The sequence below is a fragment of the Pedobacter cryotolerans genome (assembly GCF_005116475.1).
Classification (GTDB): Bacteria; Bacteroidota; Bacteroidia; order Sphingobacteriales; family Sphingobacteriaceae; genus Pedobacter; species Pedobacter cryotolerans.
In genome coordinates this window covers 1-25,337 of record NZ_SWBO01000001.1, presented here as the reverse complement: position 1 = coordinate 25,337, position 25,337 = coordinate 1, and the positions used below count along the sequence as shown (strand labels likewise).

Sequence of the window (25,337 nt, the reverse complement as noted above, 5' to 3'; positions counted from 1 at the left end):
AATACGCTTTACGTACAATACTTATAAATGGAACTAAAAAGAGTAGTAGTTACAGGTTTAGGTGCGCTCACTCCAATTGGTAATACAACCCAAGAATTTTGGGAAGGATTGATCAATGGTGTGAGCGGCGCTGGACCAATTACCGGTTTTGATACTGAAAAGTTCAAGACAAAATTCGCGTGTGAGCTTAAAAATTTCAATGCAGAAGATCATTTGGACAAAAAAGAGGCTCGTAAGTTAGACCCTTTTGTACAATATGCCCTTGTCTCTACAGCTGAAGCTGTAAAAGATGGTGGCTATGATTGGGAAAAAATTGATACCAACCGAGTTGGTGTAATTTGGGGCTCAGGCATTGGCGGATTTAAAACTTTTCAAGAAGAGATGAAAAATTTCTTTTTGGGTGATGGTACGCCTCGTATTAATCCTTTCTTTATTCCAAAAGTAATTATTGACATTGCTCCAGGTCATATTTCAATGAAATATGGTTTACGTGGTCCAAACTTTTCTACTGTTTCGGCATGTGCATCTGCAACAAACGCTATGATTGATGCTTTTAACTATATTCGTTTGGATATAGCTGACATCATTATTAGTGGTGGTTCTGAAGCCATTATTAACGAAGCTGGAATTGGTGGATTTAACGCAATGCATGCCCTTTCGACAAGAAATGATGATCCAAAAACTGCTTCGAGACCATTTGATAAAGACCGCGAAGGCTTTGTTGCTGGTGAAGGTGCAGGTACAATTATTTTAGAAGAATTAGAGCATGCGAAAGCACGTGGTGCCAAAATCTATGCAGAAATTGTAGGTGGAGGTATGAGTGCTGATGCAAATCACATTACAGCACCACACCCTCAAGGTTTGGGCGCAAGATTAGTTATGGCTAATGCCTTACGTGATGCAAAATTAACCACTGCTGATATTGATTATATCAATGTTCACGGTACTTCAACACCTCTTGGTGATGTTAGCGAAAGCAGAGCGATTGTAGATTTATTTGGCGAAGATGCTTATAAATTAAATATCAGTTCTACTAAATCGATGACTGGTCACTTATTGGGTGCAGCGGGTGCTATTGAAGCTATTGCTACAATTTTAGCGGTTAAAAATGACATCGTTCCACCAACAATTAATCACTTTACTGACGATCCTGAATTTGATCCGAAATTGAATTTTACATTCAATAAAGCTCAAAAACGCGTAATTCGTGCTGCTCAAAGTAATACTTTTGGTTTCGGTGGTCACAATGCATCCGTAATTTTCAAAAAATACGAAGGTTAATCTAAAAAACTATCTTTGTTGATATTTGATTGTATATTAGATTTACTTTTATACCTTATTTTTTGTAGATTAAATTAATGCCATTTTTCGATTTATATAAGCTTTATTTATCACCGCACAAAGAGTTTGTTGTAAAACTCAAAAATATACTGGGTTTTGTACCCGGTAATGTCGTGCTGTACAGAATGGCTTTCAGACATCGCTCTGTGGCAAAAGTTTTAAAAAACGGAAGTAGAAGCAGTAACGAAAGATTAGAATTTTTAGGTGATGCCATTTTAGGATCTGTAATTGCAGAGCTGTTGTTTAAAAGCTATCCTTACAAGGAAGAAGGCTTTTTAACAGAAATGCGCTCAAAAATTGTAAATAGAGCTAATCTAAATCAACTAGCTCGCAAAATGGGTTTCGATCAGTTGATAGTATTCGATCAAAAAACAGTTAGCGTACAAAGCAAACATCACTCTATGCTGGGTGATGCTTTTGAAGCTTTAATTGGTGCCATTTATCTCGATAAGGGCTACAACTTTACCAAAAACTTCCTACTTAAACGCATTGTAAAACCTTACATTGATATCCATACTTTAGAAATGACGGAAACCAATTTCAAAAGTAAATTGATAGAATGGTGCCAACGCCATGGTAAGGATATTTCTTTTGATATGGTGCAAAATGGCGAAGGCGAAAGCGCTAAGCTCTTTACCGTACATGCTATTGTTGATAGTGAAAACCATGGAATAGGCAGAGACTACAATAAGAAAAACGCAGAAAAGTTAGCTGCAGAAAAGGCTTGTGAGTCGCTAGCGATTTAATTAGTAATTAATATTTACCAGTTTTGGGTTCAGAACTGTAAGTTGAAAACAGACTAATTTTTCTTCAACGTATCTGTGTATTCCTTATACGAATCCTTTATCCACTTTGTGGCATCATAAACCGTCCAGTTTTTGGCTTTATCGTAATCAGGGCGATAATTAACCATAAAATTTTCAAGCTCTTTTCCCTCTAAACCAGTATTTTTATTAATGGTTGATTTATTAAAAAGCTGGTCTACCTCATTATTTTGTAATTCGGTAACATACATTTTATTAAATCGGCGAGCATTATTAGGCGTGCGACCAATCAATTCGTACAAAGCGGTTAATGGTGTAAAAAAATAGGAAAGTAAAGGCGGCTTGCCGGCATAATATGACCCTTTATTTCTAAAGTCTTGTCTAATGGCGTCTAAGGTTTGCTTTTTACTTTGTCCATTAATAACCACCTCGTTTAAGGTAGTTTCACTTCTAGTTAAATTTACAATAACATCTTTTGTTTCTGTTATAACTACTGTTTTATCTCTAAAACCTCTTTTTGATATAATTAAGGTATCTCCAACTTTTGCTCTAATTTGAAATATGCCCATATCATTACTGCCTACACTGTATTTATTTCGTGTATTGTAAACTTCAGCTAATGCCAATCTAATTTTAGCTCCGTTTTCTAAAATAGCTCCGTTTAGCATAAATTCTTGTGCTAAAACTGGCGAAGCAACAAAAATAGAAGCAAAAAAGATGAATAAAAGAGTTAATCGAGTCATCTCAATACAGAGTTAGATTTTAATTTTGTAAACTTAAGGATTGTTTACTATTGATTTAAGTTAAAAAACGTTAATTGATGAGGAAAGTTTTAACCGCATTGTATCTTTTATATGCTGCGTTAATTTTTATTGGACTAATGCTTATTGTGCTGCCGCTAGTTTTAATTGCTTCGGCGGTATTTAATCAACATACGACTAAAAAGATCATTTTATTTTTTTTGCGCTGTTGGGCTTTTGGCTTTAGTATCCCAACTTTCTTTTGGGTAAAAACCATTAATCAGCACATCATCAACCAAAACCTTCCTCATATTTACGTAGGTAATCACGGATCTTACTTAGACGCAATTGCGGTTTGTTTAAGCATTCCGCAATATTTTAGTCCGCTAGGTAAAGTAGAAATGACTAAAATCCCCGTGTTCGGGCTAATTTACAAACGAATTGTTGTTTTAATTGATCGGAGTAGTAAAGAAAGTAGAGCGCAATCGGTAAATGCGCTAAAAGAAGATTTAGTCAAAGGTGAATCGATTCTCATTTTCCCGGAAGGAACAATGAATAAAACAAACCAGCATTTGAGTGAATTTTACGACGGCGCTTTTAGAATTGCCATTGAAACGCAGACCACTTTAATGCCTTTTGTAATGATTAATAACAGCACATTATTGCCAAGAATAAATCCTTTAAAAGCACGCCCAGGTATTATTAAAACTGTTTTTATCACCCCTGTGGATGTAAAAGGGTTAACATTGGATGATTTACCAATGCTGAAACAAAAAGTGTTCGATTTAATGGAAGAAGCCATGATAAAGCATGCGTAATATGGGGTATGCTAAGCCTTAAACCTTTTGCCTTTTAACCCTCTACCTTTTTTGCTATCTTTGCACATGATAAAATCAATGACAGGCTTTGGCTTGGCGGCTACTGATTATGAAAACGTTAAGTTTGCCGTAGAGATCAAATCTCTAAACTCAAAATTTTTAGAGTTAAATTTAAAATTACCGAGAGCATATTCAGATAAGGAGCTTTTATTGCGCAATGTTTGTAGTAAAGATATTGAGCGTGGCAAAGTTAATGTATCAATAAACATTGAACGTAGCGACGACACCCAAAAAGGCGCTACCATAAATACTAAACTATTAACAAAATATTACAAACAGTTAGAAGAAATCAATGCTTCATTAGGAGCGCCAAATGCAGCTAACTTACTACAAACTGTGTTAACTTTTCCAGAAGTTATTACTTATACAGAAGAACAGGCTGATGAGAATGAATGGAATGTTTTGCAGGAAACTTTTTTAAAAGCATTAAGTAATTTTAATCAGTTTAGGGCAGATGAAGGTAAAGTTTTAAGAACCGATTTAGAACTTCGTATCCAGAACATTTTAGATTTTTTTGCCGAAATAGACAAACTTGCACCTTTAAGGGTACCACAGGTTAAGGCAAGATTGTTACAGTTTTTAGAAGAAACGGTTGGTAAAGTAAACTACGATCAAAACCGTTTAGAGCAAGAGCTGATTTATTATATTGATAAATTAGACATTACCGAAGAAAAAACCCGCTTAAAAAGTCACTGTGATTATTTTATGGAGACTTTAAAAAGCAAAGATGCCAACGGTAAAAAACTAGGTTTTATCTCTCAAGAAATTGGTAGAGAAATAAATACCATGGGTGCAAAAGCTAATGATGCCCATATACAGCAGTTGGTTGTGGGAATGAAAGAAGAATTAGAAAAAATTAAAGAACAGTTATTGAATGTGTTGTAGCGATAAGCGTTAGGCGATAAGCGCCCAACGCAGAACGCCCAACGCAAAACACATATTATGCAAGGCAAACTCATTATATTTTCTGCACCATCAGGAGCTGGTAAAACCACTATTGTTAGACATTTATTAAAGAAATTTCCCTCTTTAAGTTTTTCTATTTCGGCTACTACCCGCGAATTAAGAGGAAGTGAAACTCATGAAAACGATTATTATTTTATAAGTAAGGAAGACTTTTTGCATAAGATTGCTCACCAAGAGTTTGTAGAATTTGAAGAGGTTTATTCAGGTACTTTTTACGGTACCTTACGTTCAGAAATACAACGTATTTGGGATGAAGGCAAGCATGTAATTTTTGATATTGATGTAGAAGGTGGATTACGTTTAAAAAGAAAATATGAAGATGATGCTCTGGCTATTTTTGTACAACCACCATCGTTGGAGGTATTAAAAGAACGTTTAACGGGTAGAGGAACTGATAGCCAAGAAAAATTGCAAGAGCGTTTTGTAAAGGCAGAGAAGGAACTTTTATATGCAGATAAGTTTGATATTGTTCTAAAAAACTATGATTTAGAAACTGCTTGTGCCGAGGCAGAAAAGATTATTGGAGAATTTCTTTCAGTTGGCAGTTAACAATTTTCTGTTCTCAGTTATGGATTCATAACCTATATATTTAATAAAACATTGATTTTTATGGGTGATTTCAACGATCTTCTAGTTTACAAAAAATCATTTGATTTAGCGATGTCAATTTTTGAGTTGAGTAAATTTTTTCCAAAAGAAGAAATGTACTCATTGACAGATCAAATTAGACGGTCATCAAGGTCTACAAACATATGCTTGGTTGAGGCTTACAGAAAACGAAGATATAAAGCTCATTTTATTAGCAAACTAACCGATAGTGATATGGAAAATAGCGAAACAAAAGGTTGGCTTAAATTTGCTTTATCATGTACTTATATTTCACTAGATAAATATAATGAGCTGGTTGGGCAAAGTGAAGAAGTTGGAAGGCTACTTAACCACATGATTAATCATCCTGAAAAATACGGAGTTTTATAGTTTATTGTAAACTGAAAATTTTAAAAATGTTAATTAGGACACAAGAACTGAAAACTGAAAACCGAAAACTGAAAACAGGCCTCTTTTTCGGTTCTTTTAATCCAATTCATATAGGGCACTTAGTTATTGCCAATTATATGGCAACTTTTAGTGGGTTAAAAGAAGTTTGGTTGGTGGTTTCACCGCACAATCCATTAAAGCTTAAAAGCGGCTTAGCTAACATGTACGATCGTTTAGAAATGGCTAAACTTGCTACAGAAAATGCACCTCAAATAAAAGTTAGCGATATTGAGTTTAAGCTTCCACAACCATCATACACCATAGATACGCTTACGTACCTACACGAACGTTACCCAGAAAAGGAGTTTGTGCTCATCATGGGAGCGGATAATCTAGTATCGCTAAAAAAATGGAAAAACTACGAGCTGCTTTTGCAAGATTATCATATTTACGTTTATCCTCGCCCAGGTGCAGATGTTAGCGAATGGCAAAATCATCCATCAATTACATTTACTGATACACCAGAAATGGAAATCTCATCAACATTTATCCGCAAAGCGATAAAAGATAAAAAGAATGTTCAATTCTTCACGCCAGATGCGGTGTTAGAATTTATTGAGCAGAAAAATATGTATCGATAAGTCTTCGAGTAACAAGCTGATGCAAGCAAGCGCTCAATGTTATTAAGCAAAGATTGTTAAAATGTTGGCGGGAGGCCAACATGAGAAAACTCCAACGTTGGCGTCACCGCCAACGCTTAAATTAGTATTACAATAATAATCTTTGTCATTCCGAGGAATCTCCTTTGTAAATTTATTGTAGAGATCCTTCTCCGCCGCGGCGGATCTGGATGACAAAGCGAGTTAAAAGTCTTTTACCAAATCAAATTTCCTTAATACAACAGAGAATTACAACCCATTACCCTTTATAAATCAAAAACACAGTTGGCTTTTTGTGTAGATCAATTCTTTCGCCTTTCCAAGCGCCAACAGTCATGGTTTTAATAAATTCATTTTCACCGTTAATATTACAAGCCACACAAAGCTGAGTGCTACCACTGCAGTTTTTTAATACATCTTCAAACAAATGGTTGTTTCTAAAAGGTGTTTCCATAAACAACTGTGTTTGTTTATTTTTTAGAGATAGCGCTTCTAATTCCTTAATCCTTTTTGCCCTATCAGTTTTATCAATTGGCAAATAACCATGAAAAGTAAAACTTTGTCCGCTAAAACCAGAGGCCATTAAAGCTTGTATCATCGAATTAGGGCCAACTAAAGGAACAACTTTAATCCCACGTTTGTGGGCTTCGGCAACAATTTCTGCACCTGGATCTGCAACGCCAGGGCAACCGGCCTCACTCATTAAACCCACATCTATACCAGACATTAATTGCGTAAAGTAGGGTACCAAAGAGTTTCCACGCTTATGTTTGCCAAAATCATGGATCAACAATTCACTTTGTGGTGTTTTTAACCCAGCCTCCTTTAAAAACTTACGAGCTGTTTTCTCATTTTCAACAATGTAGGTTTTAATTACATTAATGGTGTCAATTAAAAAGGGAGTGTAAGATTTATTTTCGGCATTTTCTGCCAATGGTACGGGTATTAAAAACAAGGTGCCTCTTTGCATAGCAATAAATTAAGCTACAAAAGTAAGGTTTTAAGCTTATAAGTAATGCTTTTAAAATTTAGTAAAGGTTTTGCCAAACAGTTGTATAGCAAAATTGTTTTAATGGGTTTTGTAAATTGTAGCAAATTTAGTTCTGCCCGACTTATTTTTTACACATTAACGGAGTTGTTTATTTAGCATTATAAAACACTTAATTGTCAAGAAATGCGTTAAAACAGGTAATTGATAAACATTATGGTTTTACGATTAATCCTTTTAAAAAAATGGTGTTCAAATTGATATACACAAAGCGTTAGGTTAATTATAAATTTAAAACACACACAAAATGAAAACCATGATCAAATTGCCAGCAATGCTGGTAGGTCTCATGCTCCTTTTCGTTGGAACCACACAAACAGCAAAAGCACAGCAAGAAGACGTTTCACTACAATCGTTTTACGATGAACTTTCTCCCTACGGAACTTGGATTCAAGATCCGCAATATGGATATGTTTGGCGTCCGGATGTAGACCAAAATGAGTTTAGGCCATATTACAGCAATGGTAGATGGGCTATGACAGAGTACGGAAATACTTGGGTAAGTAATTACGAATGGGGATGGGCTCCTTTCCATTATGGCCGTTGGGTTTACAACCGTTACAATAACTGGGTTTGGTTACCAGATACCGTTTGGGGACCAGCTTGGGTAAGTTGGAGAAGCGGCGGTGGAAATTATGGTTGGGCGCCTTTAGGACCAAGCATTAACATCGGAATAAATATTGGCAGAGGAGGATATAGAGTGCCAGATATGTGCTGGAATTTTATTCCGTACAACAACATCTATGTCAATAACTTCCCACGTTACAATTATGGTAGAAACAGGGTATATATCCAAAATACGGTAATTATTAACAACACTTATGTTCGTAACAATAGAACCTATTATACTGGGCCACGAGTTGATGATATTAGAAGACATACTAACCAAAATGTAACTGTTTACAATGTAAATAGAAGCAGCAGACCAGGTGCGTCGAGAATTGATAACAATTCGGTTAATATTTATAATCCTCGTCCGAGTAGAGGTTCGGTTAATAACGCACAAGCTGCGCCAAGAAATGCAGTACAAGGCAGCATTAACCGAGGTGTAATTGCCAGTAGAGATGGTAGTGTGCCTACAAGCAGAGGCGAAAGAGGAAGTAGCAATAATGGAAGCTTTAACCAAGGTGATAGAAACGGAGTGAGTGGTAGAGGTGATGCTAATGTTTCAAACCGTCCATCAAGAGGAGAAGGGAATACGGTACAAGGCAGAGATAACAACCGAGTTGGTGCAACTCCAAATACAGACAGAGGTACAGTTGGACAAAGACCAAGCACTTTTGAGAGAAGAGGAGAGAACAGCAGTTCACCATCTAGGGAAAATAGCAGAGTTAGCGTAACGCCAAATGCAGATAGAAATGCAGTTGGACAAAGACCAAGTACTTTCGAAAGAAGAGGAGAAAGCAATAGACAGCCTCAAAGAGTAGAAAGAAATCAAAGCGAAGCACAACCTCAACAAAGGGTAGAGCGAAGCAGAGAGGTGCCGCAACAAAGAATGGAACGCCCTCAGCCACAAGTTGAGCGTCAACAACAAGCGCCACAACGTATGGAGAGATCTCAGTCTCAACCTCAACGTGTTGAGCGTTCTCAACCACAAAGAACAGAACGTGTGCAATCTGCACCGCAAAGAAGTTCAGGTGGTTCTGAAAGTAGAGGCGAAAGAGGTAGCGGTGGTAGACCAGGAAGAGGTTAAATAAGTATATAGAAGGAGAGAGTCGGTTTTTAATCGGCTCTTTTTTTATGAAAAAATATTAGCGCGAAAATGATAAACTCGTACTGCTTTACATTTCAAGCCTTTCTCCGCCTAGGCAGAGAAAGGCTTTCATTAATATAAGGTTTAAAAAAACAGCGAATTATGGCACTATTAAAGGTTGGTCTATGCTGCTTTCTAAATTGAGAGGCTCAAAAAATTAACGTAATGAATTTTTCTATTGCAAAACGCTATTTTCTTAACTCCAAATTTTTCAGTTCGTCCCAATACTCAACAGCTCTTCTGTAATGCGGAATAACAATTGAACCGCCTACTAAATTAGCAATCATAAATACCTCATTTATTTCTGCATTATTAACGCCTTCATTATGGCATTTTTCTAAGTGATATTTTATACAATCATCGCAACGTAAAACCATTGATGCTACCAAACCCAGCATCTCTTTTGTTTTTACATTTAAAGCACCATCTGCATAAGTTGTAGTATCTAAGGCAAAAAATCTTTTGATATTTGTATTCGCAGTTTCCATAATTCTATCGTTCATTTTTGTACGATAGTCATTAAACTCTTCTACTAAATTTCCCATAATAAATATATATTAAATCTTTTTAATGTGTTTCGTTGTTTTAAATTAAACGCAAAATTATGAAAGTCATCTCTCCAAAGTTACATGCCGTATTAGATTATCTTACCGTTATTTTTTTATTCGCTTCACCTCAAATATTCTTTCTATCTGATGTGGCAAAAACAATTACCTATTTATTGGCAGGCTTGCACCTTTTAATTACCATTTGCACTAACTTTTCGGGGGGCTTATTTAAGGTTATACCATTTAGAGTTCATGGATTGATAGAGTTTTTTGTAGCACTCGGTTTAGCAACAGCATCATTTACCTATTTTAAGCATAATAAGGTCGATCAAATCTTTTTATCTAGCTTAGGTATTGTAATTTTGGTTGTATTTTTATTAACAAATTATAGCCAAAAGCAGGTTAAATAAGTTCTTCTAACGGGTTCCAAAATACAGTTTTAAAGTTTTTTACTCTATCATCAATTACAATAACACCCTCATTTTCTAATAACTCTTGCATTAGTTCTGGTGGCGAAAAATGAAACTTGCCAGTAAGTAAACCACTGCCATTAACCACTCTATGTGCCGGAACTTTTGGGTGTGCAATTCCTGCATTACTCATGGCATAACCTACCATCCGAGCCGAACCAGCCGAACCCAATGCTTTTGCAATTGCTCCATAAGAAGTTACTCTTCCTTCTGGTATTAAACGAGCAATTTCAAATACTTGTTCATAAAATGAATCTTTCATTAACTAAACGAAAATTGAATATAATTGATGTTTTTATCGTGTTTCAAATAAATTCTTTCGTAGTGTGTTTTTATAGATAAAACCTCATCCGCAAATTCAGATTGATAAAGATGATTGGTTTTTTTATGGATGATTAGCTTATGTTCATCAACTTTTTCGCAAGTATAATCGTACAAACCATCGTTATCAGTTTTTAAATTTACTTTACCGCCATTTTTTAATAAAATCTTGTATTTCTCTAAAAACCCAGGGAAGGTTAGTCTTTTCTTCTCTCTACTTTCTTGCGGTTGTGGGTCTGCAAAAGTGATCCAAATTTCGTCTACTTCTCCAGCTGCAAAATACTCTAATATATCTTCAATCTGAATGCGTAAAAAAGCTAAATTTTTAATGCCTTCATCAACTCCAGTTCTAGCTCCACGCCAAATTCTATTGCCTTTTAAGTCTACGCCAATAAAATTTTTTTCTGGAAATAATTTAGCCAAATTAACGGCATATTCACCTTTACCACAAGCCAACTCTAGCACAATTGGTTGTTCATTTTTAAAATGTTCGCTTGCCCATTTACCCTTCATTACCTTGCCTAAATGTAATTGATAAACATTCGGAAAAGTATCAATTTCAGCAAACTTTCTTAACTTATCTTTACCCACTTTTTATTTTTTAAAGCACAAAAGTAAGATTTTTAATCATCAGAAATTAGTAACATTTTAAATTGGCATTAGCTTTAACCTAAGGGTAACATTTTTTGAAAAGCAATTGCAGTGATCAATCGAAAAAATCAGCCCTGCTGTCCGTTTTACTACAGGTCAACCGCGAGGGTTGCCCCTACGTGTTCACTGCCATCAGGTTTAGCTAAATTAGGTTTGTACAATTATTTAGGGTTGCAAAGTCTTTTAAGAAATAACCACATAGAAAGATAGGTTACATAGAATTTTATCTATGTTAACCATGTGGTAGAAATAATTTAAAGTTCCAACCAACACTAAATAAGAACACATTTAATCAAAGTGCTAGATAAAAATATTGATGTATTAATTGATTAAAATTTCTTAACTTTAATTTATGAGTATATCAGAATTGAAAGAAATTATTCAGCAAAAAATCATGCAAACTAATGACGAACAGTTGTTAGCTGCAATCGACACAATTTTAACTAAAAGCGACCCTGTTTTTGTTATATCAGAAAAATGGCAAAAAGAAATAGAAAGTGCAAATGAAGATGTAAAAAAGGGGAATTTCTATACTTTAAACGATTTCGAAGAAAAATATAATACGTGGTTAAAAGACTAATTATTTCTCAGGCTGCATTTGCAGATATTGATAGAATTGTAATCTTTAATAACGAAAGAAATCAGTCTGATTTGTACTCTAAAAAATTTATTAAATCATTGTTCAACAGATTTAATAAAATTTTAATTACTCCAAAACTAGCAAGAAAAACAAACCTAAATAATCAATTTGTAATAATCTGGAATGATTATTACATCTTCTATTATATTGAAAAAGAATATATTATAATCTCTAAAATATATCACCAAAAAGAAGATATTTCATTTTAAGTTATATTTATCTATTTAGTAAAATTATAGTTGTGCCACAAATTCTTTTATCGCTTTACCCGGATCATCAGTTTTCATAAAATTTTCGCCGATTAAAAAACCATTATAGCCAACTGCTTTTAATTCTTTAATAACTTGTGGATTATCAATCGCACTTTCAGAAATTTTTAAAAACTCATCAGGTATTTTATTTACCAAATCGAATGAAGTTTGAATGTTTACCGTAAAATCTCCTAAATTTCTGTTATTTACACCAATAGCATCCAAATGTGGGCAAATTGATCTTTCCAGCTCTGCTAAATCATGTACTTCTAACAAAACACTCAAGCCTAAACTTTGCGCCAACTTGCCAAAATCTACAATTTGCTTCGGCGTTAATATAGAAGCAATCAATAAAATAATATCTGCACCCCAAGCTTTGGCTTCCAAAATTTGGTATTCATCAATCATAAAATCTTTACGCAAAATAGGAATTTGATTTACCGCTCTGGCTTTCAGCAAATCATCGGCTTTGCCACCAAAAAAATCAGTATCTGTTAACACTGAAATGGCAGAAGCACCAGCTAAATTGTAAGCTTGTGTAACTTGTGCAACATCGGCTGTGCCGTTGATTAAACCTTTAGATGGCGAACGCCTTTTAAATTCAGAGATAATTCCCGTTCTACCTTTATCCAATAAAAAATCCTTAAAAACTAATGGTTTTCTATCAAAATTTGGGTTAGCTTCTAACTCAGCAACCGAAACTTTTTGTTTTGCCTCGGCAACTTCTTCTAATTTACGGGAAACTATTTTACCTAGAACCCCTAAATCCCCTAAAGGGGACTTTTCCGTTCCAGTTTTCATATCTTTTTGCATCATAGTTATTTTAGGTTTTCAACTCCCCCTTCAGGGGGTTGGGGGGTTAACCAATTCTTCATCATTTGTTTTCCATCTGGTGTAAGTACACTTTCTGGGTGAAATTGTACACCACAAACATCGAACTCTTTGTGTCTTAATGCCATAATTTGGCCATCGCCATCAATTGCAGTAACAGTTAGGCTTGCTGGTAAATCTGCAGGATTAACCACCCATGAGTGGTAGCGGCCAACTTCAATTGGTGCAACACATCCTTTAAAAGCAGCATCATTTTCATCTAAAACAGTAATTGGTGTTGCAATGCCATGCATTGGTCTACCCAAATTTAATAAACTTCCGCCAAAAACTTCAGCAATTGCCTGCTGACCTAAACATACGCCCATGATACTTTTTGTTGGTGCATAGGTTTTTATTACCTCCAACAGTAGCCCAGCTTCTTCTGGTATGCCTGGTCCGGGCGATAACAAAATTTTATCAAAAGCCTCCACATCTTCAATTGCGAATTTATCATTTCTCCATACCACAGCTTCATAACCTAATTCGTTAATTAAATGCACTAAATTATAGGTAAAGCTATCGTAGTTATCTATTACTAAAATTGTCCCTTTGTTATCTTCTCTTTTCATTTTTATATCCTATCGCTTCGCGGTTGATTTCACTGATTAAAATGATTTCACCGATAAGCATTATTATCCACATATTACAAAGCTCCCAACTGAAAACTGTTGACTGGAAACTAGATTTCCTCTCCCATTACAATTGCCTTACGCAATGCCGCTATTTTGTTATTTACTTCGTTTAATTCATTTTCGGCGATAGAATCTGCTACAATTCCTGCACCTGCTCGGTAATGTAAATGGTTATTTTTGCTCATAAAAGTTCTAATCATAATAGCATGGTTAAAATCTTCGTTAAAGCCCATGTAACCTATCGCCCCTGCGTAAAAATTACGGCCTAATTTCTCATATTGATCTATCAATTGCATAGCCTTATATTTTGGCGCACCGCTTAATGTTCCGGCTGGATAGGTATCTGCAACTACTTTAAAAGCACTTACATTTTCCTTTAAGTTTCCGCTTACTTTAGAAACCAAATGTATTAAATGCGAATAATATTGAACTTCTTTAAAAGATTTAACCTCAACAGCGCTGCAATGTCTGCTTAAATCATTTCTAGCCAAATCTACCAACATTACATGTTCTGCACTTTCTTTTGGATCTTCTTCTAGCTTTTTGGCTAAAGCTACATCTTCCTCATCGTTTCCAGTACGTTTAAATGTACCAGCAATAGGGAAAATGTTTGCTACATTATTGTTAATTGTAATTTGTGCTTCTGGCGATGAGCCAAAGAGTTTAAAACTTCCATAATCAAAATAAAATAAATATGGAGATGGATTGATGGAACGTAAACAACGGTAAACATTAAATTCATCACCCAGAAAAGACTGACTAAAAGCTCTTGATGGTACAATTTGAAAAACATCGCCACGGTAAATGTGCTTTTTCATTTGCTCTACAATGTCCATAAAACCTTGATCGGTTAAATTAGATTGCTCATCACCGTTAGTTTTAAAACTGTATTCAGGGAAGTTTTTATTTTGGATGATGTATTCAATTTTCGATAAATCTTCATTTTCATCTTCATTAAAAACATTTTTAACCAAAGTTATTTCGTTCTTAAAGTGGTCTATCGCGATGATATATCTGTACACATGATATTGCATTATCGGAATTTTATCTTCATCTGGCGTAGCCGAAGTAAATTTTATATCCTCAAAATGCTGAACGGCGTTCCATGTAAAATATCCAAACAAACCAGTTGAGATATGTTTTTCTTTGGTTTGTTTTAGCGGATTAAACTTTGTTTTAAAAGCTGCAATCTCTTCGGTTAATACAAATTCGGTTTTGCTGTCTTTTGTACCATCAGGATAATAAGTCTGTAACAATCCATCTTGCAAAATTATACCAGCCACTGGCTCGGCACAAACGTAACTTGTTGCATTTTCCCGACTGTGGTAATCCGAACTTTCGAGTAAAATAGTGTTTGGAAAAACATCACGCAGGCGTAAGTAAATGCTAACTGGCGTTGTAGTGTCTGCTAATCGCTTTTTGGTGTGTGATTGTATGTTGTACAGCCCCACCCCAACCCTCCCCAGAAGGGAGGGAGTGCCTAAATTAGATTTAATATCTTCTTTCATTTATTTTGCTTTTTGTCATCCTGAGCGAAGTCGAAGGGTCTTATATTAAGATTGCCTGCGGTAGGCAGGCTTCGCTTTGCTCGCAATGACGAATTAATTTATAAATAAAAAAACCCGGCGTGTGGTTACGTCGGGTTTTTAAATGTGGTTTAAGTTTAGGTTGATAAACTATAATGTGCACAAAGCTACGACGAAACTCTTTTCAGAATAACCACGCCATTGCCAAGTGTTTGTTTTATTGCTAATCATTGTGCAGCAAAAATATACAAAAAGTTAAGAAATCAAAATATTTTAAACTTTTTATTAAAATTAAGACATTCCAAAAAACGAAGCAATCTGCCCAGTTTTAACAATCATAAAAATACCAACAATTAATAAAACTAAAGCAACGCCGAAAAACACAGCAATGTTTTTATGTTTAGCAACTGAATCTGTTACTTTTTTAGATTTGGCATTACCAATTGTGATTAATACAATGGCAATAATCATGATGCTAATGTGTTCTACTTTCCAATGGCGGTAAATTGGATCGCTCATTGGCCCTTTAGTTAGCGGACTTAAAAAATACAATATCGCACCAAATACCAATTGAATGTGTGCGCTGATTAAAGTAAAAACATTGAGCTTTCTATTTCCTTCGGTGTAAGCTTTTTTACCAAACCAACCAGATAAAGCTTGCACAACTGCAAAAACCAATAATGCTAAAACCAAATATCTCCAGCCAGAGTGGGCACTTTTTAAAATCTCGTACATATTCTTTAATTTTTTATTTCAAAAATAGCAAATAATTAGATTTAAAGGAGAGCTAAAAAATCCTTAACATAATTTATATTCTTTCTTAACATAACCTTAGTTTAAAGTACAAAACCAATGATTCGCTTTACAATTTGATAACTAAAAAATGTAATCAACTTCATTTTTAGAAAGGACTTTTGCGACAAACAAAATATCCCATATCATGATTAAACGATTACTCTATTTTTCTTTTTTCATTTTGTTGTTTGTAAGCAATACTAATTTATTTGCGCAAACTACACAAGCATCAATTTCTGGTGTAGTAACCGATGAGCAGAACAAACCTATTCCGGGTGTTGCCATTACGGTTCGAAATGAATCTACTGGTTTTACCACTAAAACCGGAACAAATAATCAAGGCGCATATACTTTTAAAGAACTTCCATTAGGTGGGCCTTACACAGTAAAAGCAGCATATATTGGTTTTGGCGAGCAAACTCGTTCTGGCTACAACCTAAACTTAGGCGATTTAGCCAAAGTAAACATTAAAATGACTGAAGGTTCTCAAACCTTATTAGCTGTAGAAATTAATGGTAATGGATTGAAAAACAAATCTCAACAGTTTGGTGCTTCTACAGAAGTTTCATCAAAAACGATGAATCAATTGCCAATTAACGGTCGTAATTTTTCTAGTTTAACAGATTTATCGCCATTAAGCAACGGCGGAGGAATTTCTGGTCAACTAGGTTCATCAACAAACTTTACAATTGATGGGATGACGGCAAAGAACCCTACTTCTGCCGGATCTACAACAAGTAGAAGTGGTGCGCCATATTCAATCTCTATTGAAACTGTGCGTGAATTTAAAGTAGTCACCAACCAATACGATGTAACTTTAGGCAGAGCTGGTGGTGGTACAATTAGTGCGGTAACTAAAGCTGGTACCAACCAAATTACTGGTAGCGCTTTTGGTTACACTCGTGCAGATTGGTTATCTAGTCCGAATGACATTAGAGGCAACAAACGCGTTAACGATTTTTCTACTAGCCAATACGGTTTTACTTTAGGAGGCCCGATTATTAAAGATAAACTACATTATTTTGTAGGTTGGGATCATCAAAGAGATGCTCGCCCATTGATTATTGCAGATATCAATTCTGCTGCTGATGAAGCAAGATTTAACATTACCAACGCAACTTTAGAAAGCTTTGCAGCTATTGCGCAATCAAAATACGGCGTTGCCAGTACGCCACAGTACGGTTCATTTAATAAAAAGCGTGGTTCTGATGCAGCATTTGCTCGTTTAGATTATCAAATTAACGATAGAAACTTATTAACTATTCGTGATAACTATACCAATGATAGAAATCCGTTAGGTTTGGGAGATAACACTGCGATTAATTTTTTAGAGAGTTATGGTGATGATAAAAACGTTGATAATAGTTTGTTAGCAACCTTACGTACTACGGTAAACAGCAAAATTACCAATGAGCTAAAAGTTCAGCATTTATATACTTATCAAGCGAGTACACAAGGTGATCAATTGAATTTTGATATTCCTAGAGCGGTTGTTGGAAACATTGGTTCAACTATTGGTGGTGCCAATAGAACTACTGCTATTCAAATTGGTGGGCATCGCTTTGCGCAAGAAGGCTTTACCAATAATGTTTTCCAGTTAGTTGATAATTTTTACTACAACACAGATAAAGTAAAATATACATTCGGTGCTGATGTAATGTATACAGATGCTAAATCATTATATGGAAGTGAAGTAAATGGCCGTTTTGAATTTACCAATAGCGGAACTGGTGCTACTGCACAAACTTCTTTGCAAAACTTTAATAATTTAATTCCTAACCGTTTTTATCGTGAAGTGCCATTATTGGCAGATCCGACTGTTAATGCAGGTATTTGGAATGCAGCAGTTTACGGACAAATGCAAACTAAATTGGGTATTGGATTAGATTTTACTGGAGGTTTACGTTTAGATTATAGCAGTTATCCAAAATCGCCTTTAAACCAAGAGCTATTTAATGCAATTGGTGTAAGAACGGATCATGAATTAAAACAATTGGTATTACAACCACGCATTCAATTTGATTGGAATATTAATGAGAAGAATACTGATTATTTACGTTTTGGTGCGGGTATTTTCGGGTCTGATGTAAATAATTATGTTACCATTAACAACTTAAGTTTTGATGGTAAGCACTTTGCCACAGTTGATGTTTTTGGGGCAGATGTGCCAACACCAAACTTTGCAGGTTATAGAGATGGGACAGTGAGCTCGCCAACATTGGCTGCATTCCAAGTGCCAACAATTAATACTTATGCCGAAGATGCTAAACTTCCGGTAGTTTACAAAGCTAACTTATCTTACAGTAAATTAATTAACCAAAAACTTCGTGTAGGTATTACTGGTTATGCAACTTTAGCTCGTAATAACTATATGTATGTTGATAGAAATATGGTTGCAAATCCTTTCTTTACTTTAGCAAATGAAGATAATAGAGGGGTATTTGTACCTGCTGTTGGATCAAATGGTGTTTCTGATTGGAAAACAGGTCGTTTAACGAATGCTTTTGGTCGTGTTTTAGAATTGAATAGTAAAGGTAAAGTAAACCAATTTGCAGTAGTGGTTGATGGAACTTGGCAATATTTTAAAGATGGAGAAATTTCTGCAAGTTATACCTGGAATGACTCTAAAGATAACACTTCATTTAACGGTAACGTAGCCAACTCTGCTACGCTTTCTTTACCAGTGGTTGATGATCCAAGAGATTTAAGCAATATCAGTTATTCGAATGGTCAGTTCCGTCATAAAGTAGTTATTTATGGTACTTTACCAACATTTTATGGCGTAAAAGTAGGCTTTAAATACTCAGGTATTGGCGGTACAAGATATAGTTTGCTATCGGGAGCTAACAATAACGGCGATTTTGTAACCACCAATGATTTGGCTTATGTTTTCGATAGAAGTAATACCAACGTTCCGGATAGAGTTAGAAATGGTTTACAAGCTTTGTTAGACAATCCATTAGCAAGCCAAAGCCTTAAAGATTATATTTTAAAATACGAAGGGGCTATTGCAGAGCGTAATGGTGGTATCAATAATTTCTTTGGTCAGGTTGATTTAAGAATAAGCAAAAAAATTAATTTAGATAAAAGACACAATGTTGAAGTTTCTGCAGATTTCTTCAACTTCGCTAATTTGTTAAGCAAAAAATGGGGTGTAACCGAAACCTTAGGTACACAAGCACTTTATGGTTTGGGTGTACCTAATGCAAATCCTGCGTTAGTAATACCAAATTATGATACTGTAAACAGACAATTCAATTACCGTATCAATAATACTGGTGTTGTAAATCCATCTGGTAATCCATGGCAAATACAATTAGGATTGCGTTACGGATTTTAATAACATAACCTACACAAAAAAGCTATTCATTGCAAAATGATTAGCTTTTTTAGTTTTAAAACCTTGTTTCACATCAATATATTGTTTGTTTAATGTTGTTTTTAGCCTGAGTTTGATTTCTACTCAACGAAATTACCGCTATAGGATGTCAATCTTGCCTCGGCTTGTCATGTTGAAGAAGAATAATTAATTGCAGGCGCAAGGTTTCTTTTGGCAGGTGCAAGATTTCTTTTGGCAGGCACAAGAATTCTTTTGGCGGGTGCAAGATTTCTTTTTGCAGGCGTAAGATTTCTTTTTGCAGGAGTTTACTTTCTTTTAGTCTTGTGGTTGGTGATAACACCATTAGTGTTCGGGAGATTAAAAATTAAACACATAGGCACATAGTTAATATAGGAAATGATGCGCTAGCCTATGTTTTCATTGTCTATTTATGGTTAGAAAATTAAACGAAGGGTTAAATTATCCCAGCGGGATAACATCTGTATAGCAATTGCAAGGCATACATTCGACCCCAGCTGGGGTCGCACACCATAATTGCACATTAGCTATAGATATAAGACCTCTCTGAGGTCTAAAAATAACTTCTAATAAATATTAATTGCACTCGTAGTCCGTGTTTTTATCAATTTTTCTAAATCTCTATATGATAAATAATCATTAAAAAATTTGTTCCGAACAGTTATGGTGATAACACCAACCAGAAAGTTAATTAAAATATAAAGATGCATTACGATGCCCAGTCGAGCTACCATTGACGTTATTTGTTAAGTGTTTATAAATCAAAATTTTATAAAAATTATAAACTCCTAGTTTTGTCATTCCGACTTCGGAGGAATCTCAAATAATAAATACTATCATAGAGATCCTTTGCTGCACTCTGGATGGCAAAACGAGCTAAAATTAGCGTCATTTATATTGATTTTTATAAAATAAATTACCCCTGGGTATGACGACCTTTCAGCATATTTTTGCAGGCACTAGCTTTATTCTTGTGGTTGGTGTTATCTTGTTCTATTGCTTGTATCCTTAGCCAATTGAATGCTGTAGCTGCTCAATTTTGTAATATCTAAGATAGAATTTATTTAAATCTGTATTTATCAATAGATTTAGGGAATAAAACAACCCTAAACATTATGAAGAAAATTCTACTAGCGTTAACGTTGGTGTTTTCTACTACATTTTTGTTTGCTCAGCAAACTTATCCTGTTAACGGTTCTTACGATGTAAGATCTGGGCAGTATGCTTTTACTAATGCAACTATTGTAGTTAACGCCAACCAAACCATTAGCAACGGTGTTTTGCTAATTAAAGACAAAATTATTCAATCTGTAGGCACAGGAACTTCCATCCCGAAAGGTTATGTAGTAATTGATTTAAAAGGAAAATATATTTATCCTTCGTTAATTGATGCCTTTACCTCTTATGGTATAGCAGAAGCGCCACGTGCTGCAGGAGGTGGTTTTGGTGGCGGACGCCAATCTATTTTTACCTCAACAAAAAAAGGTGCTTACAATTGGAACGAAGCCATTAGACCAGAAACTGAAGTAAGAACTATTTTTGCTATCGATGCCAAAAAAGCAGATGATATGCGTAAAGCAGGTTTCGGAAGTGTAAATGTAGTTAACCGTGATGGTATTGCTCGTGGCACATCTGCTGCGGTAACTTTAAACGATGCAAGCGAAAACCTCGTTTTACTTAAAGACCAAACTGCAGCAAATTATTCGTTTAGTAAAGGAACATCTTCAAATGACTATCCAACATCTTTAATGGGTTCAATCGCGTTGTTACGCCAAACTTATTTAGATGCAAATTGGTATAAAAACCAAAAAGAAGAATACAATATTTCGTTAGAAGATTTTAATAAACAACAAGCTTTACCTCAACTTTTTGAGGCCGATGGCTGGCAAAATATACTTCGTGCGGTTAAAATTGCAAAAGAGTTTGGTAAAGAATATATCATCAAATCTAATGGCGATGAATACCAACGAATTGATGCTGTAAAGGCAACTGGCGCAAGTTTAATTATACCAATTAACTTTCCCAAAGCTTTTGATGTTGAAGATCCGGCAGAAGCTAGAAGCATTAGTTTAGGACAAATGAAAGCTTGGGAGTTGGCGCCAACTAACCCATCTGTTTTAGAAAAAGCTGGTGTTAACTTCGCATTAACTACTTTTAGCTTAGACAACCCTAGAGAATTTTGGACCAACATCCGCACTGCGATAGAAAATGGCTTAACTGAAAAACAAGCTTTACTTTCTGTTACAGATGTGCCTGCAAAAATGTTAGGCATTAGCGATAAAGTTGGCTCGTTAGAAAAAGGTAAATTCGCTAATTTTTTAATCACCTCAGATAATTTATTTAAAACAGGAAACATTATTCACGAAAACTGGGTACAAGGAAAACGTTTTGTAGTTAGCAAAATGGATGTAACCGATTTACGTGGCGTTTACAATTTAAATGTTGATGGAATTGGTGCTTTAACCTTAAAAATTACTGGTACTGGTGCTGGTACTGCAGCAGCTATTGAAAGAACTGGTGTTGATAGTGTTAAAACTACTGCAACTTTTGTGCGCAATGGCGATTGGGTAAGCATCAACTTTAATTTAAAGAAAAACCCTAAAGGTGATGTTCGCTTAAGCGGATATTTAACTTCGGCAAGCCCAATTGCATTTAAAGGCGAATTTGCTTTAACCGAAGGTACAACAGGTAAATGGACAGCCACGTATAAAGAAGCTAACAAAGAGACGCCGAAGCGTGAAGAACCTAAGCCTGTAATTGCCAATGGTACTTTAATCTATCCTATGGTTGCTTTTGGTAACGCCATACAACCAAGTGTTGAAACTGTGTTGTTAAAAAATGCAACCGTTTGGACTAACGAAAAAGAAGGTATCCTTAAAAATGCTGATGTACTTTTAGAAGGTGGAAAAATTAAAGCAGTTGGCACTAATTTATCTGCTGGCTCGGCAAAAGTAATTGATGCAACAGGCAAACACATTACCGCAGGTTTAATTGATGAACATTCGCACATTGCAGGTACAGGAGGCATTAATGAAGGTGCTCAATCTTCGTCTGCAGAAGTTCGCATTGCGGATATCATCAACTCAGAAGATGTAAATATTTATCGCCAATTGGCTGGTGGGGTTACCACATCTCAAATTCTACATGGTTCAGCTAATCCAATTGGTGGGCAATCGCAACTGATTAAATTGCGTTGGGGTAAATTACCCGAAGAATTGAAATTTGCAGGTGCAGATGGTTTCATCAAATTCGCCCTTGGCGAAAACGTGAAACAAAGTAATTTTGGCTCTGGTGCTCGTTTTCCAGTAACACGTATGGGTGTTGAGCAAAGTTTTGTGGATGGTTTTACTCGTGCCAAAGAATACCAAAAAGCATTAACTGTAAAAGGCAACAATGTGCGTAGGGATTTAGAATTAGATGCTTTGGTTGAGATTTTAAACAACAAACGTTTCATTACTTGTCACTCTTACGTACAAAGTGAAATTAACATGTTAATTCATGTTGCAGATAGCTTAGGTTTTAAAATTAACACCTTTACGCATATTTTAGAAGGGTATAAAGTAGCTGATAAAATGAAAGCACATGGCATTGCTGCATCAACCTTTTCTGATTGGTGGGCTTACAAAATGGAAGTGCAAGAAGCAATCCCGTACAACGGTAAAATTATGCACAACGTAGGTATTACTACAGCTTTTAACTCTGATGATGCTGAAATGGCTCGTCGCTTAAACCAAGAAGCTGGTAAATCTGTTTTATATGGTGGCGTTTCTGAAGAGGATGCCTTAAAATTTGTAACCTTAAATCCTGCAAAAATGCTGCATATTGACAACAAAGTTGGCAGTATAAAAGCTGGTAAAGATGCAGATGTGGTGGTTTGGTCAGAACATCCATTATCAATTTATGCAAAAGCAGAAAAAACTTTTGTAGACGGTATTGCTTATTGGGATTTGGAAAAAGATGCTCAAGTTCAAAAAGCACAACAAACTGAAAAAGCTAGATTAATTCAAAAAATGTTAGACAGTAAAAACAAAGGAGGCAGAACACAACGCCCAGTTGGAGTTGCAACTACATTATACAACTGCGAAACTTTAAGTGAATATACAATGGATGCTTATGAAGCAGTAGAAGGAGGACATTCTCATGAATAAATATATTTTAACACTGTTTTTTGCTTGTGCCGCAACAGTTTCTACTTTTGCTCAAGCAAATATTTCGCCAGCAAAACCTCAAACTAAAAGAACAGTAATTTTTGGTGCAACAGTACATGTGGGCAATGGTCAGGTTATAGAAAACGGCTACATCATATTCGATAAAGGCAAAATTACAGGTGTTGGTGATGCAACCGTGGTTAAACTAAATTTAACCGATGCTGAAGTAATTACAGCAAATGGTAAACACGTTTATCCAGGTATAATTGCACCTATAAACAACCTAGGTTTAACAGAATTCGAATCGGTTAAAGCTACTTTAGATTTTACGGAGATTGGTAATATGAACCCACATATTCGTTCTATTGTGGCCTATAATACAGATTCTAAAGTACCAGCAACATTACGTAGCAATGGTATTTTAATGGCTCAAATTACGCCGCAGGGCGGAACAATTTCAGGAAGTTCATCTGTTGTACAGCTTGATGCTTGGAACTGGGAAGACGCAGCTTTAAAAATTGACGATGCACAGCACATGAGCTGGCCAACAACACCGCGTTTTAGAGGTGGCTTTGGCGGTGGCCGACCAGGTTTTTCTGCTGATGCTATTGCCGAAAGAACGCAAAAAGCAATTGCAGATTTAGAGGAGATTTTTTCGCAAGCACAAGCTTATGCCGAGGGCGAAAAACCCGCAACAAGTAATGCTCGTTTAGCAGCAATGCAAAACCTATTTAATGGTAAACAGAAATTGTTTATTACTGCAAATAGCCAAAAAGACATTATAGCAGCTTTTAATTTTGCAAAAAAATATAAAATTACACCCGTAATTGTTGGTGGCGATGAAGCATATCTGATAACAGATTTTTTAAAAGACAATAATATTTCAGTTGTAGTTAAACAACCTCATGCTTTGCCAAACAATGTTGATGATGATGTAAATATGCCTTACAAAAATGCTTCAATTTTAGCAAATGCAGGTGTTAATGTTGTAGTTAGTATAGATGGTTATTGGCAACAAAGAAACTTGCCTTTTATGGCCGGTACAGTTGCAGCTTGGGGTTTAGGAAAAGAAAAAGCTTTGCAAACCATTACTTTAAACACGGCAAAAGTTTTAGGTATAGATAAAACTACCGGAAGTATAGAAATGGGTAAAGACGCAACTTTGTTTATTTCTGCTGGCGATGCTTTGGATATGAAAACCAATAAAGTAGAACAAGCTTTTATACAAGGTAGATCGGTTAGTTTAGATAACTTACACAAACAATTAGACAAAAAGTTTAGCGATAAATACGGCATCAAATAGCCAATAATTTAGCAAAGTTTAAGCCGCTGATTTGCAGATTATAAATCTGCAAATCAGCGGCTTTTTTATTTTAAAAATTGCGTATTATTTTAAAATTAGAAGCGCAATTACAGAGGAGCTATTTAAGTTAGTCCCGTTTTACGCTATATCTTTTTTTGATGTCCTTCGACAAGCTCAGGATGACATCAAAAAAAAGGATATCGCTCCAACCGGGGCTATATAACAAAGGGCGGTGCAAATCAAACCCCTCATAGCTGTACAAGCTTGAGTAAAATAGACCCGATAGAACGAATGCTATTTTTCATAGCAGCAGAGATAGCGGGAGTACTATAGCTTATGAATCACTTCAAATGCTTTTCAAATATTCAGTTAAATTTTATATAAAATCCGCTGTAATCTTGGATCAAGCGTAAAAGTTGGGGAGGATTTAGCCATATATCTTTGATAGCCTGAACAGGAAGAATTTTACGTTTCTAACCCCTCTAAATTGAGACCTGAAGGCTTTGATTTTAGCATTAAAAGATTCTGCTGATGCGTTTGTGGATTTATTATCAAAGTAATTTAATATCGTTTCGTAGTTATTTTGGATAGTCCTTGCTATTGTGTTAAATGATTTAAAACCTGCCTCTTCTATCTTGTTGTACCATAAAGCCAGTTTTTTAAAGGCAATCATTCTAGACTTGGAGTGGCTGAGTAT

At 35.4% G+C, this 25,337-nt stretch carries 25 protein-coding genes; 14 read left to right on the top strand and 11 right to left on the bottom strand.

The genetic code is table 11. From position 1 onward, the window contains the following. Positions 1-27: 27 nt before the first annotated feature. A complete protein-coding gene (gene fabF / locus FA045_RS00125) occupies positions 28-1,281 on the top strand; it encodes a beta-ketoacyl-ACP synthase II (RefSeq protein WP_136873193.1) in 1,254 nt (417 codons plus the stop codon). Positions 1,282-1,358: 77 nt separating this feature from the next. Continuing rightward, positions 1,359-2,087, top strand: a complete 729-nt coding sequence (gene rnc, locus FA045_RS00120; protein ID WP_136873191.1) for a ribonuclease III — start codon at positions 1,359-1,361, stop codon at positions 2,085-2,087. A 53-nt stretch (positions 2,088-2,140) separates the two neighbouring features. Here rnc and FA045_RS00115 read toward each other — a convergent pair whose 3' ends face one another. After that, entirely contained in the window at positions 2,141-2,848 is a 708-nt protein-coding gene (locus tag FA045_RS00115) for a peptidase associated/transthyretin-like domain-containing protein (protein ID WP_136873189.1), read from the bottom strand. A gap of 77 nt (positions 2,849-2,925) precedes the next feature. Here FA045_RS00115 and FA045_RS00110 point away from each other — a divergent pair, with 77 nt between their 5' ends. From FA045_RS00110 to nadD, 5 genes are all read left to right on the top strand, one after another. Beyond that, the gene (locus FA045_RS00110) at positions 2,926-3,663 is read left to right on the top strand and encodes a lysophospholipid acyltransferase family protein (protein WP_136873187.1); all 738 of its coding nucleotides are present in this window, start codon (positions 2,926-2,928) and stop codon (positions 3,661-3,663) included. Between the two features lie 78 nt (positions 3,664-3,741). Continuing rightward, positions 3,742-4,608 (top strand): YicC/YloC family endoribonuclease, encoded by an 867-nt coding sequence (locus FA045_RS00105; protein WP_136873185.1) that lies wholly within the window; start codon positions 3,742-3,744, stop codon positions 4,606-4,608. 54 nt (positions 4,609-4,662) lie between these two features. After that, a complete protein-coding gene (gene gmk, locus FA045_RS00100; protein ID WP_136873182.1) occupies positions 4,663-5,238 on the top strand; it encodes a guanylate kinase in 576 nt (191 codons plus the stop codon). Between the two features lie 60 nt (positions 5,239-5,298). Next, positions 5,299-5,667 (top strand): four helix bundle protein, encoded by a 369-nt coding sequence (locus FA045_RS00095; RefSeq protein ID WP_136873180.1) that lies wholly within the window; start codon positions 5,299-5,301, stop codon positions 5,665-5,667. 68 nt (positions 5,668-5,735) lie between these two features. After that, on the top strand, positions 5,736-6,308 hold the full coding sequence (gene nadD / locus FA045_RS00090; RefSeq protein ID WP_136874368.1) for a nicotinate (nicotinamide) nucleotide adenylyltransferase: 573 nt from the start codon (positions 5,736-5,738) through the stop codon (positions 6,306-6,308). Positions 6,309-6,585: 277 nt separating this feature from the next. On the opposite strand, the gene FA045_RS00085 is transcribed toward nadD, so the two are convergent. Next, positions 6,586-7,296, bottom strand: a complete 711-nt coding sequence (locus tag FA045_RS00085; RefSeq protein ID WP_136873178.1) for an SAM-dependent methyltransferase — start codon at positions 7,294-7,296, stop codon at positions 6,586-6,588. A 325-nt stretch (positions 7,297-7,621) separates the two neighbouring features. Between FA045_RS00085 and FA045_RS00080 the strand changes: the two genes are divergently transcribed. After that, the gene (locus FA045_RS00080; protein WP_136873176.1) at positions 7,622-9,067 is read left to right on the top strand and encodes a DUF6600 domain-containing protein; all 1,446 of its coding nucleotides are present in this window, start codon (positions 7,622-7,624) and stop codon (positions 9,065-9,067) included. Positions 9,068-9,315: 248 nt separating this feature from the next. Here FA045_RS00080 and FA045_RS00075 read toward each other — a convergent pair whose 3' ends face one another. Continuing rightward, positions 9,316-9,672 (bottom strand): carboxymuconolactone decarboxylase family protein, encoded by a 357-nt coding sequence (locus FA045_RS00075; RefSeq protein ID WP_136873174.1) that lies wholly within the window; start codon positions 9,670-9,672, stop codon positions 9,316-9,318. Between the two features lie 59 nt (positions 9,673-9,731). Here FA045_RS00075 and FA045_RS00070 point away from each other — a divergent pair, with 59 nt between their 5' ends. Continuing rightward, complete coding sequence (locus tag FA045_RS00070) at positions 9,732-10,085, top strand: hypothetical protein (protein ID WP_136873172.1); 354 nt, start codon at positions 9,732-9,734, stop codon at positions 10,083-10,085. Here FA045_RS00070 and FA045_RS00065 read toward each other — a convergent pair. Next, entirely contained in the window at positions 10,078-10,407 is a 330-nt protein-coding gene (locus FA045_RS00065; RefSeq protein ID WP_136873170.1) for an MGMT family protein, read from the bottom strand. The genes FA045_RS00070 and FA045_RS00065 overlap by 8 nt on opposite strands. After that, positions 10,407-11,057 (bottom strand): tRNA (guanosine(46)-N7)-methyltransferase TrmB, encoded by a 651-nt coding sequence (trmB, locus tag FA045_RS00060; protein WP_136873168.1) that lies wholly within the window; start codon positions 11,055-11,057, stop codon positions 10,407-10,409. Before trmB ends, FA045_RS00065 begins: the two co-directional genes overlap by 1 nt. A gap of 412 nt (positions 11,058-11,469) precedes the next feature. On the opposite strand from trmB, the gene FA045_RS00055 reads away from it, so the two are divergent. Together FA045_RS00055 and FA045_RS00050 are read left to right on the top strand one after the other, a co-directional pair. Then, positions 11,470-11,697, top strand: coding sequence for a hypothetical protein (locus FA045_RS00055; protein ID WP_136873166.1), 228 nt, complete (start codon positions 11,470-11,472; stop codon positions 11,695-11,697). Continuing rightward, positions 11,682-11,966: a type II toxin-antitoxin system RelE/ParE family toxin gene (locus tag FA045_RS00050; protein WP_136873164.1), complete on the top strand. Its 285-nt coding sequence runs from the start codon at positions 11,682-11,684 to the stop codon at positions 11,964-11,966. Before FA045_RS00055 ends, FA045_RS00050 begins: the two co-directional genes overlap by 16 nt. Before the next feature lie 24 nt (positions 11,967-11,990). Here the strand turns inward: FA045_RS00050 and trpC are convergent, their stop codons facing one another. The 4 genes from trpC to FA045_RS00030 form a co-directional block, all read right to left on the bottom strand. Further along, entirely contained in the window at positions 11,991-12,824 is an 834-nt protein-coding gene (gene trpC, locus FA045_RS00045; protein WP_225871228.1) for an indole-3-glycerol phosphate synthase TrpC, read from the bottom strand. Between the two features lie 2 nt (positions 12,825-12,826). Beyond that, complete coding sequence (locus FA045_RS00040; protein WP_136873162.1) at positions 12,827-13,447, bottom strand: anthranilate synthase component II; 621 nt, start codon at positions 13,445-13,447, stop codon at positions 12,827-12,829. Between the two features lie 110 nt (positions 13,448-13,557). Next, entirely contained in the window at positions 13,558-15,018 is a 1,461-nt protein-coding gene (locus tag FA045_RS00035) for an anthranilate synthase component I family protein (protein ID WP_136873160.1), read from the bottom strand. 309 nt (positions 15,019-15,327) lie between these two features. Beyond that, the gene (locus FA045_RS00030; protein ID WP_136873158.1) at positions 15,328-15,771 is read right to left on the bottom strand and encodes a cytochrome B; all 444 of its coding nucleotides are present in this window, start codon (positions 15,769-15,771) and stop codon (positions 15,328-15,330) included. A 205-nt stretch (positions 15,772-15,976) separates the two neighbouring features. On the opposite strand from FA045_RS00030, the gene FA045_RS00025 reads away from it, so the two are divergent. Continuing rightward, positions 15,977-19,171, top strand: coding sequence for a TonB-dependent receptor (locus FA045_RS00025; protein ID WP_136873156.1), 3,195 nt, complete (start codon positions 15,977-15,979; stop codon positions 19,169-19,171). 148 nt (positions 19,172-19,319) lie between these two features. Here FA045_RS00025 and FA045_RS00020 read toward each other — a convergent pair whose 3' ends face one another. Then, positions 19,320-19,514, bottom strand: a complete 195-nt coding sequence (locus tag FA045_RS00020) for a hypothetical protein (protein WP_136873154.1) — start codon at positions 19,512-19,514, stop codon at positions 19,320-19,322. 790 nt (positions 19,515-20,304) lie between these two features. Between FA045_RS00020 and FA045_RS00015 the strand changes: the two genes are divergently transcribed. Both FA045_RS00015 and FA045_RS00010 read left to right on the top strand, forming a co-directional pair. After that, positions 20,305-23,337 (top strand): amidohydrolase family protein, encoded by a 3,033-nt coding sequence (locus FA045_RS00015; RefSeq protein ID WP_136873152.1) that lies wholly within the window; start codon positions 20,305-20,307, stop codon positions 23,335-23,337. Then, entirely contained in the window at positions 23,330-24,640 is a 1,311-nt protein-coding gene (locus tag FA045_RS00010; RefSeq protein ID WP_136873150.1) for an amidohydrolase family protein, read from the top strand. The genes FA045_RS00015 and FA045_RS00010 overlap by 8 nt, the downstream gene beginning before the upstream one ends. Before the next feature lie 427 nt (positions 24,641-25,067). Here the strand turns inward: FA045_RS00010 and FA045_RS00005 are convergent. After that, positions 25,068-25,337: transposase (locus tag FA045_RS00005; RefSeq protein WP_136873148.1), on the bottom strand; the 270-nt coding region annotated here is incomplete at its 5' end.

Coding starts and splice junctions, on each gene's coding strand:
- FA045_RS00065 (WP_136873170.1), bottom strand. CDS start 10,407: ATGAAAGATTCATTTTATGAACAAGTATTTGAAATTGCTCGTTTAATA.
- FA045_RS00085 (WP_136873178.1), bottom strand. CDS start 7,296: ATGCAAAGAGGCACCTTGTTTTTAATACCCGTACCATTGGCAGAAAAT.
- FA045_RS00020 (WP_136873154.1), bottom strand. CDS start 19,514: ATGGTGTTATCACCAACCACAAGACTAAAAGAAAGTAAACTCCTGCAA.
- trpC (WP_225871228.1), bottom strand. CDS start 12,824: ATGATGCAAAAAGATATGAAAACTGGAACGGAAAAGTCCCCTTTAGGG.
- rnc (WP_136873191.1), top strand. CDS start 1,359: ATGCCATTTTTCGATTTATATAAGCTTTATTTATCACCGCACAAAGAG.
- FA045_RS00095 (WP_136873180.1), top strand. CDS start 5,299: ATGGGTGATTTCAACGATCTTCTAGTTTACAAAAAATCATTTGATTTA.
- FA045_RS00010 (WP_136873150.1), top strand. CDS start 23,330: ATGAATAAATATATTTTAACACTGTTTTTTGCTTGTGCCGCAACAGTT.
- FA045_RS00055 (WP_136873166.1), top strand. CDS start 11,470: ATGAGTATATCAGAATTGAAAGAAATTATTCAGCAAAAAATCATGCAA.
- FA045_RS00110 (WP_136873187.1), top strand. CDS start 2,926: ATGAGGAAAGTTTTAACCGCATTGTATCTTTTATATGCTGCGTTAATT.
- FA045_RS00025 (WP_136873156.1), top strand. CDS start 15,977: ATGATTAAACGATTACTCTATTTTTCTTTTTTCATTTTGTTGTTTGTA.
- FA045_RS00015 (WP_136873152.1), top strand. CDS start 20,305: ATGAAGAAAATTCTACTAGCGTTAACGTTGGTGTTTTCTACTACATTT.
- FA045_RS00070 (WP_136873172.1), top strand. CDS start 9,732: ATGAAAGTCATCTCTCCAAAGTTACATGCCGTATTAGATTATCTTACC.
- FA045_RS00035 (WP_136873160.1), bottom strand. CDS start 15,018: ATGAAAGAAGATATTAAATCTAATTTAGGCACTCCCTCCCTTCTGGGG.
- FA045_RS00115 (WP_136873189.1), bottom strand. CDS start 2,848: ATGACTCGATTAACTCTTTTATTCATCTTTTTTGCTTCTATTTTTGTT.
- FA045_RS00040 (WP_136873162.1), bottom strand. CDS start 13,447: ATGAAAAGAGAAGATAACAAAGGGACAATTTTAGTAATAGATAACTAC.
- fabF (WP_136873193.1), top strand. CDS start 28: ATGGAACTAAAAAGAGTAGTAGTTACAGGTTTAGGTGCGCTCACTCCA.
- FA045_RS00080 (WP_136873176.1), top strand. CDS start 7,622: ATGAAAACCATGATCAAATTGCCAGCAATGCTGGTAGGTCTCATGCTC.
- FA045_RS00030 (WP_136873158.1), bottom strand. CDS start 15,771: ATGTACGAGATTTTAAAAAGTGCCCACTCTGGCTGGAGATATTTGGTT.
- FA045_RS00075 (WP_136873174.1), bottom strand. CDS start 9,672: ATGGGAAATTTAGTAGAAGAGTTTAATGACTATCGTACAAAAATGAAC.
- FA045_RS00105 (WP_136873185.1), top strand. CDS start 3,742: ATGACAGGCTTTGGCTTGGCGGCTACTGATTATGAAAACGTTAAGTTT.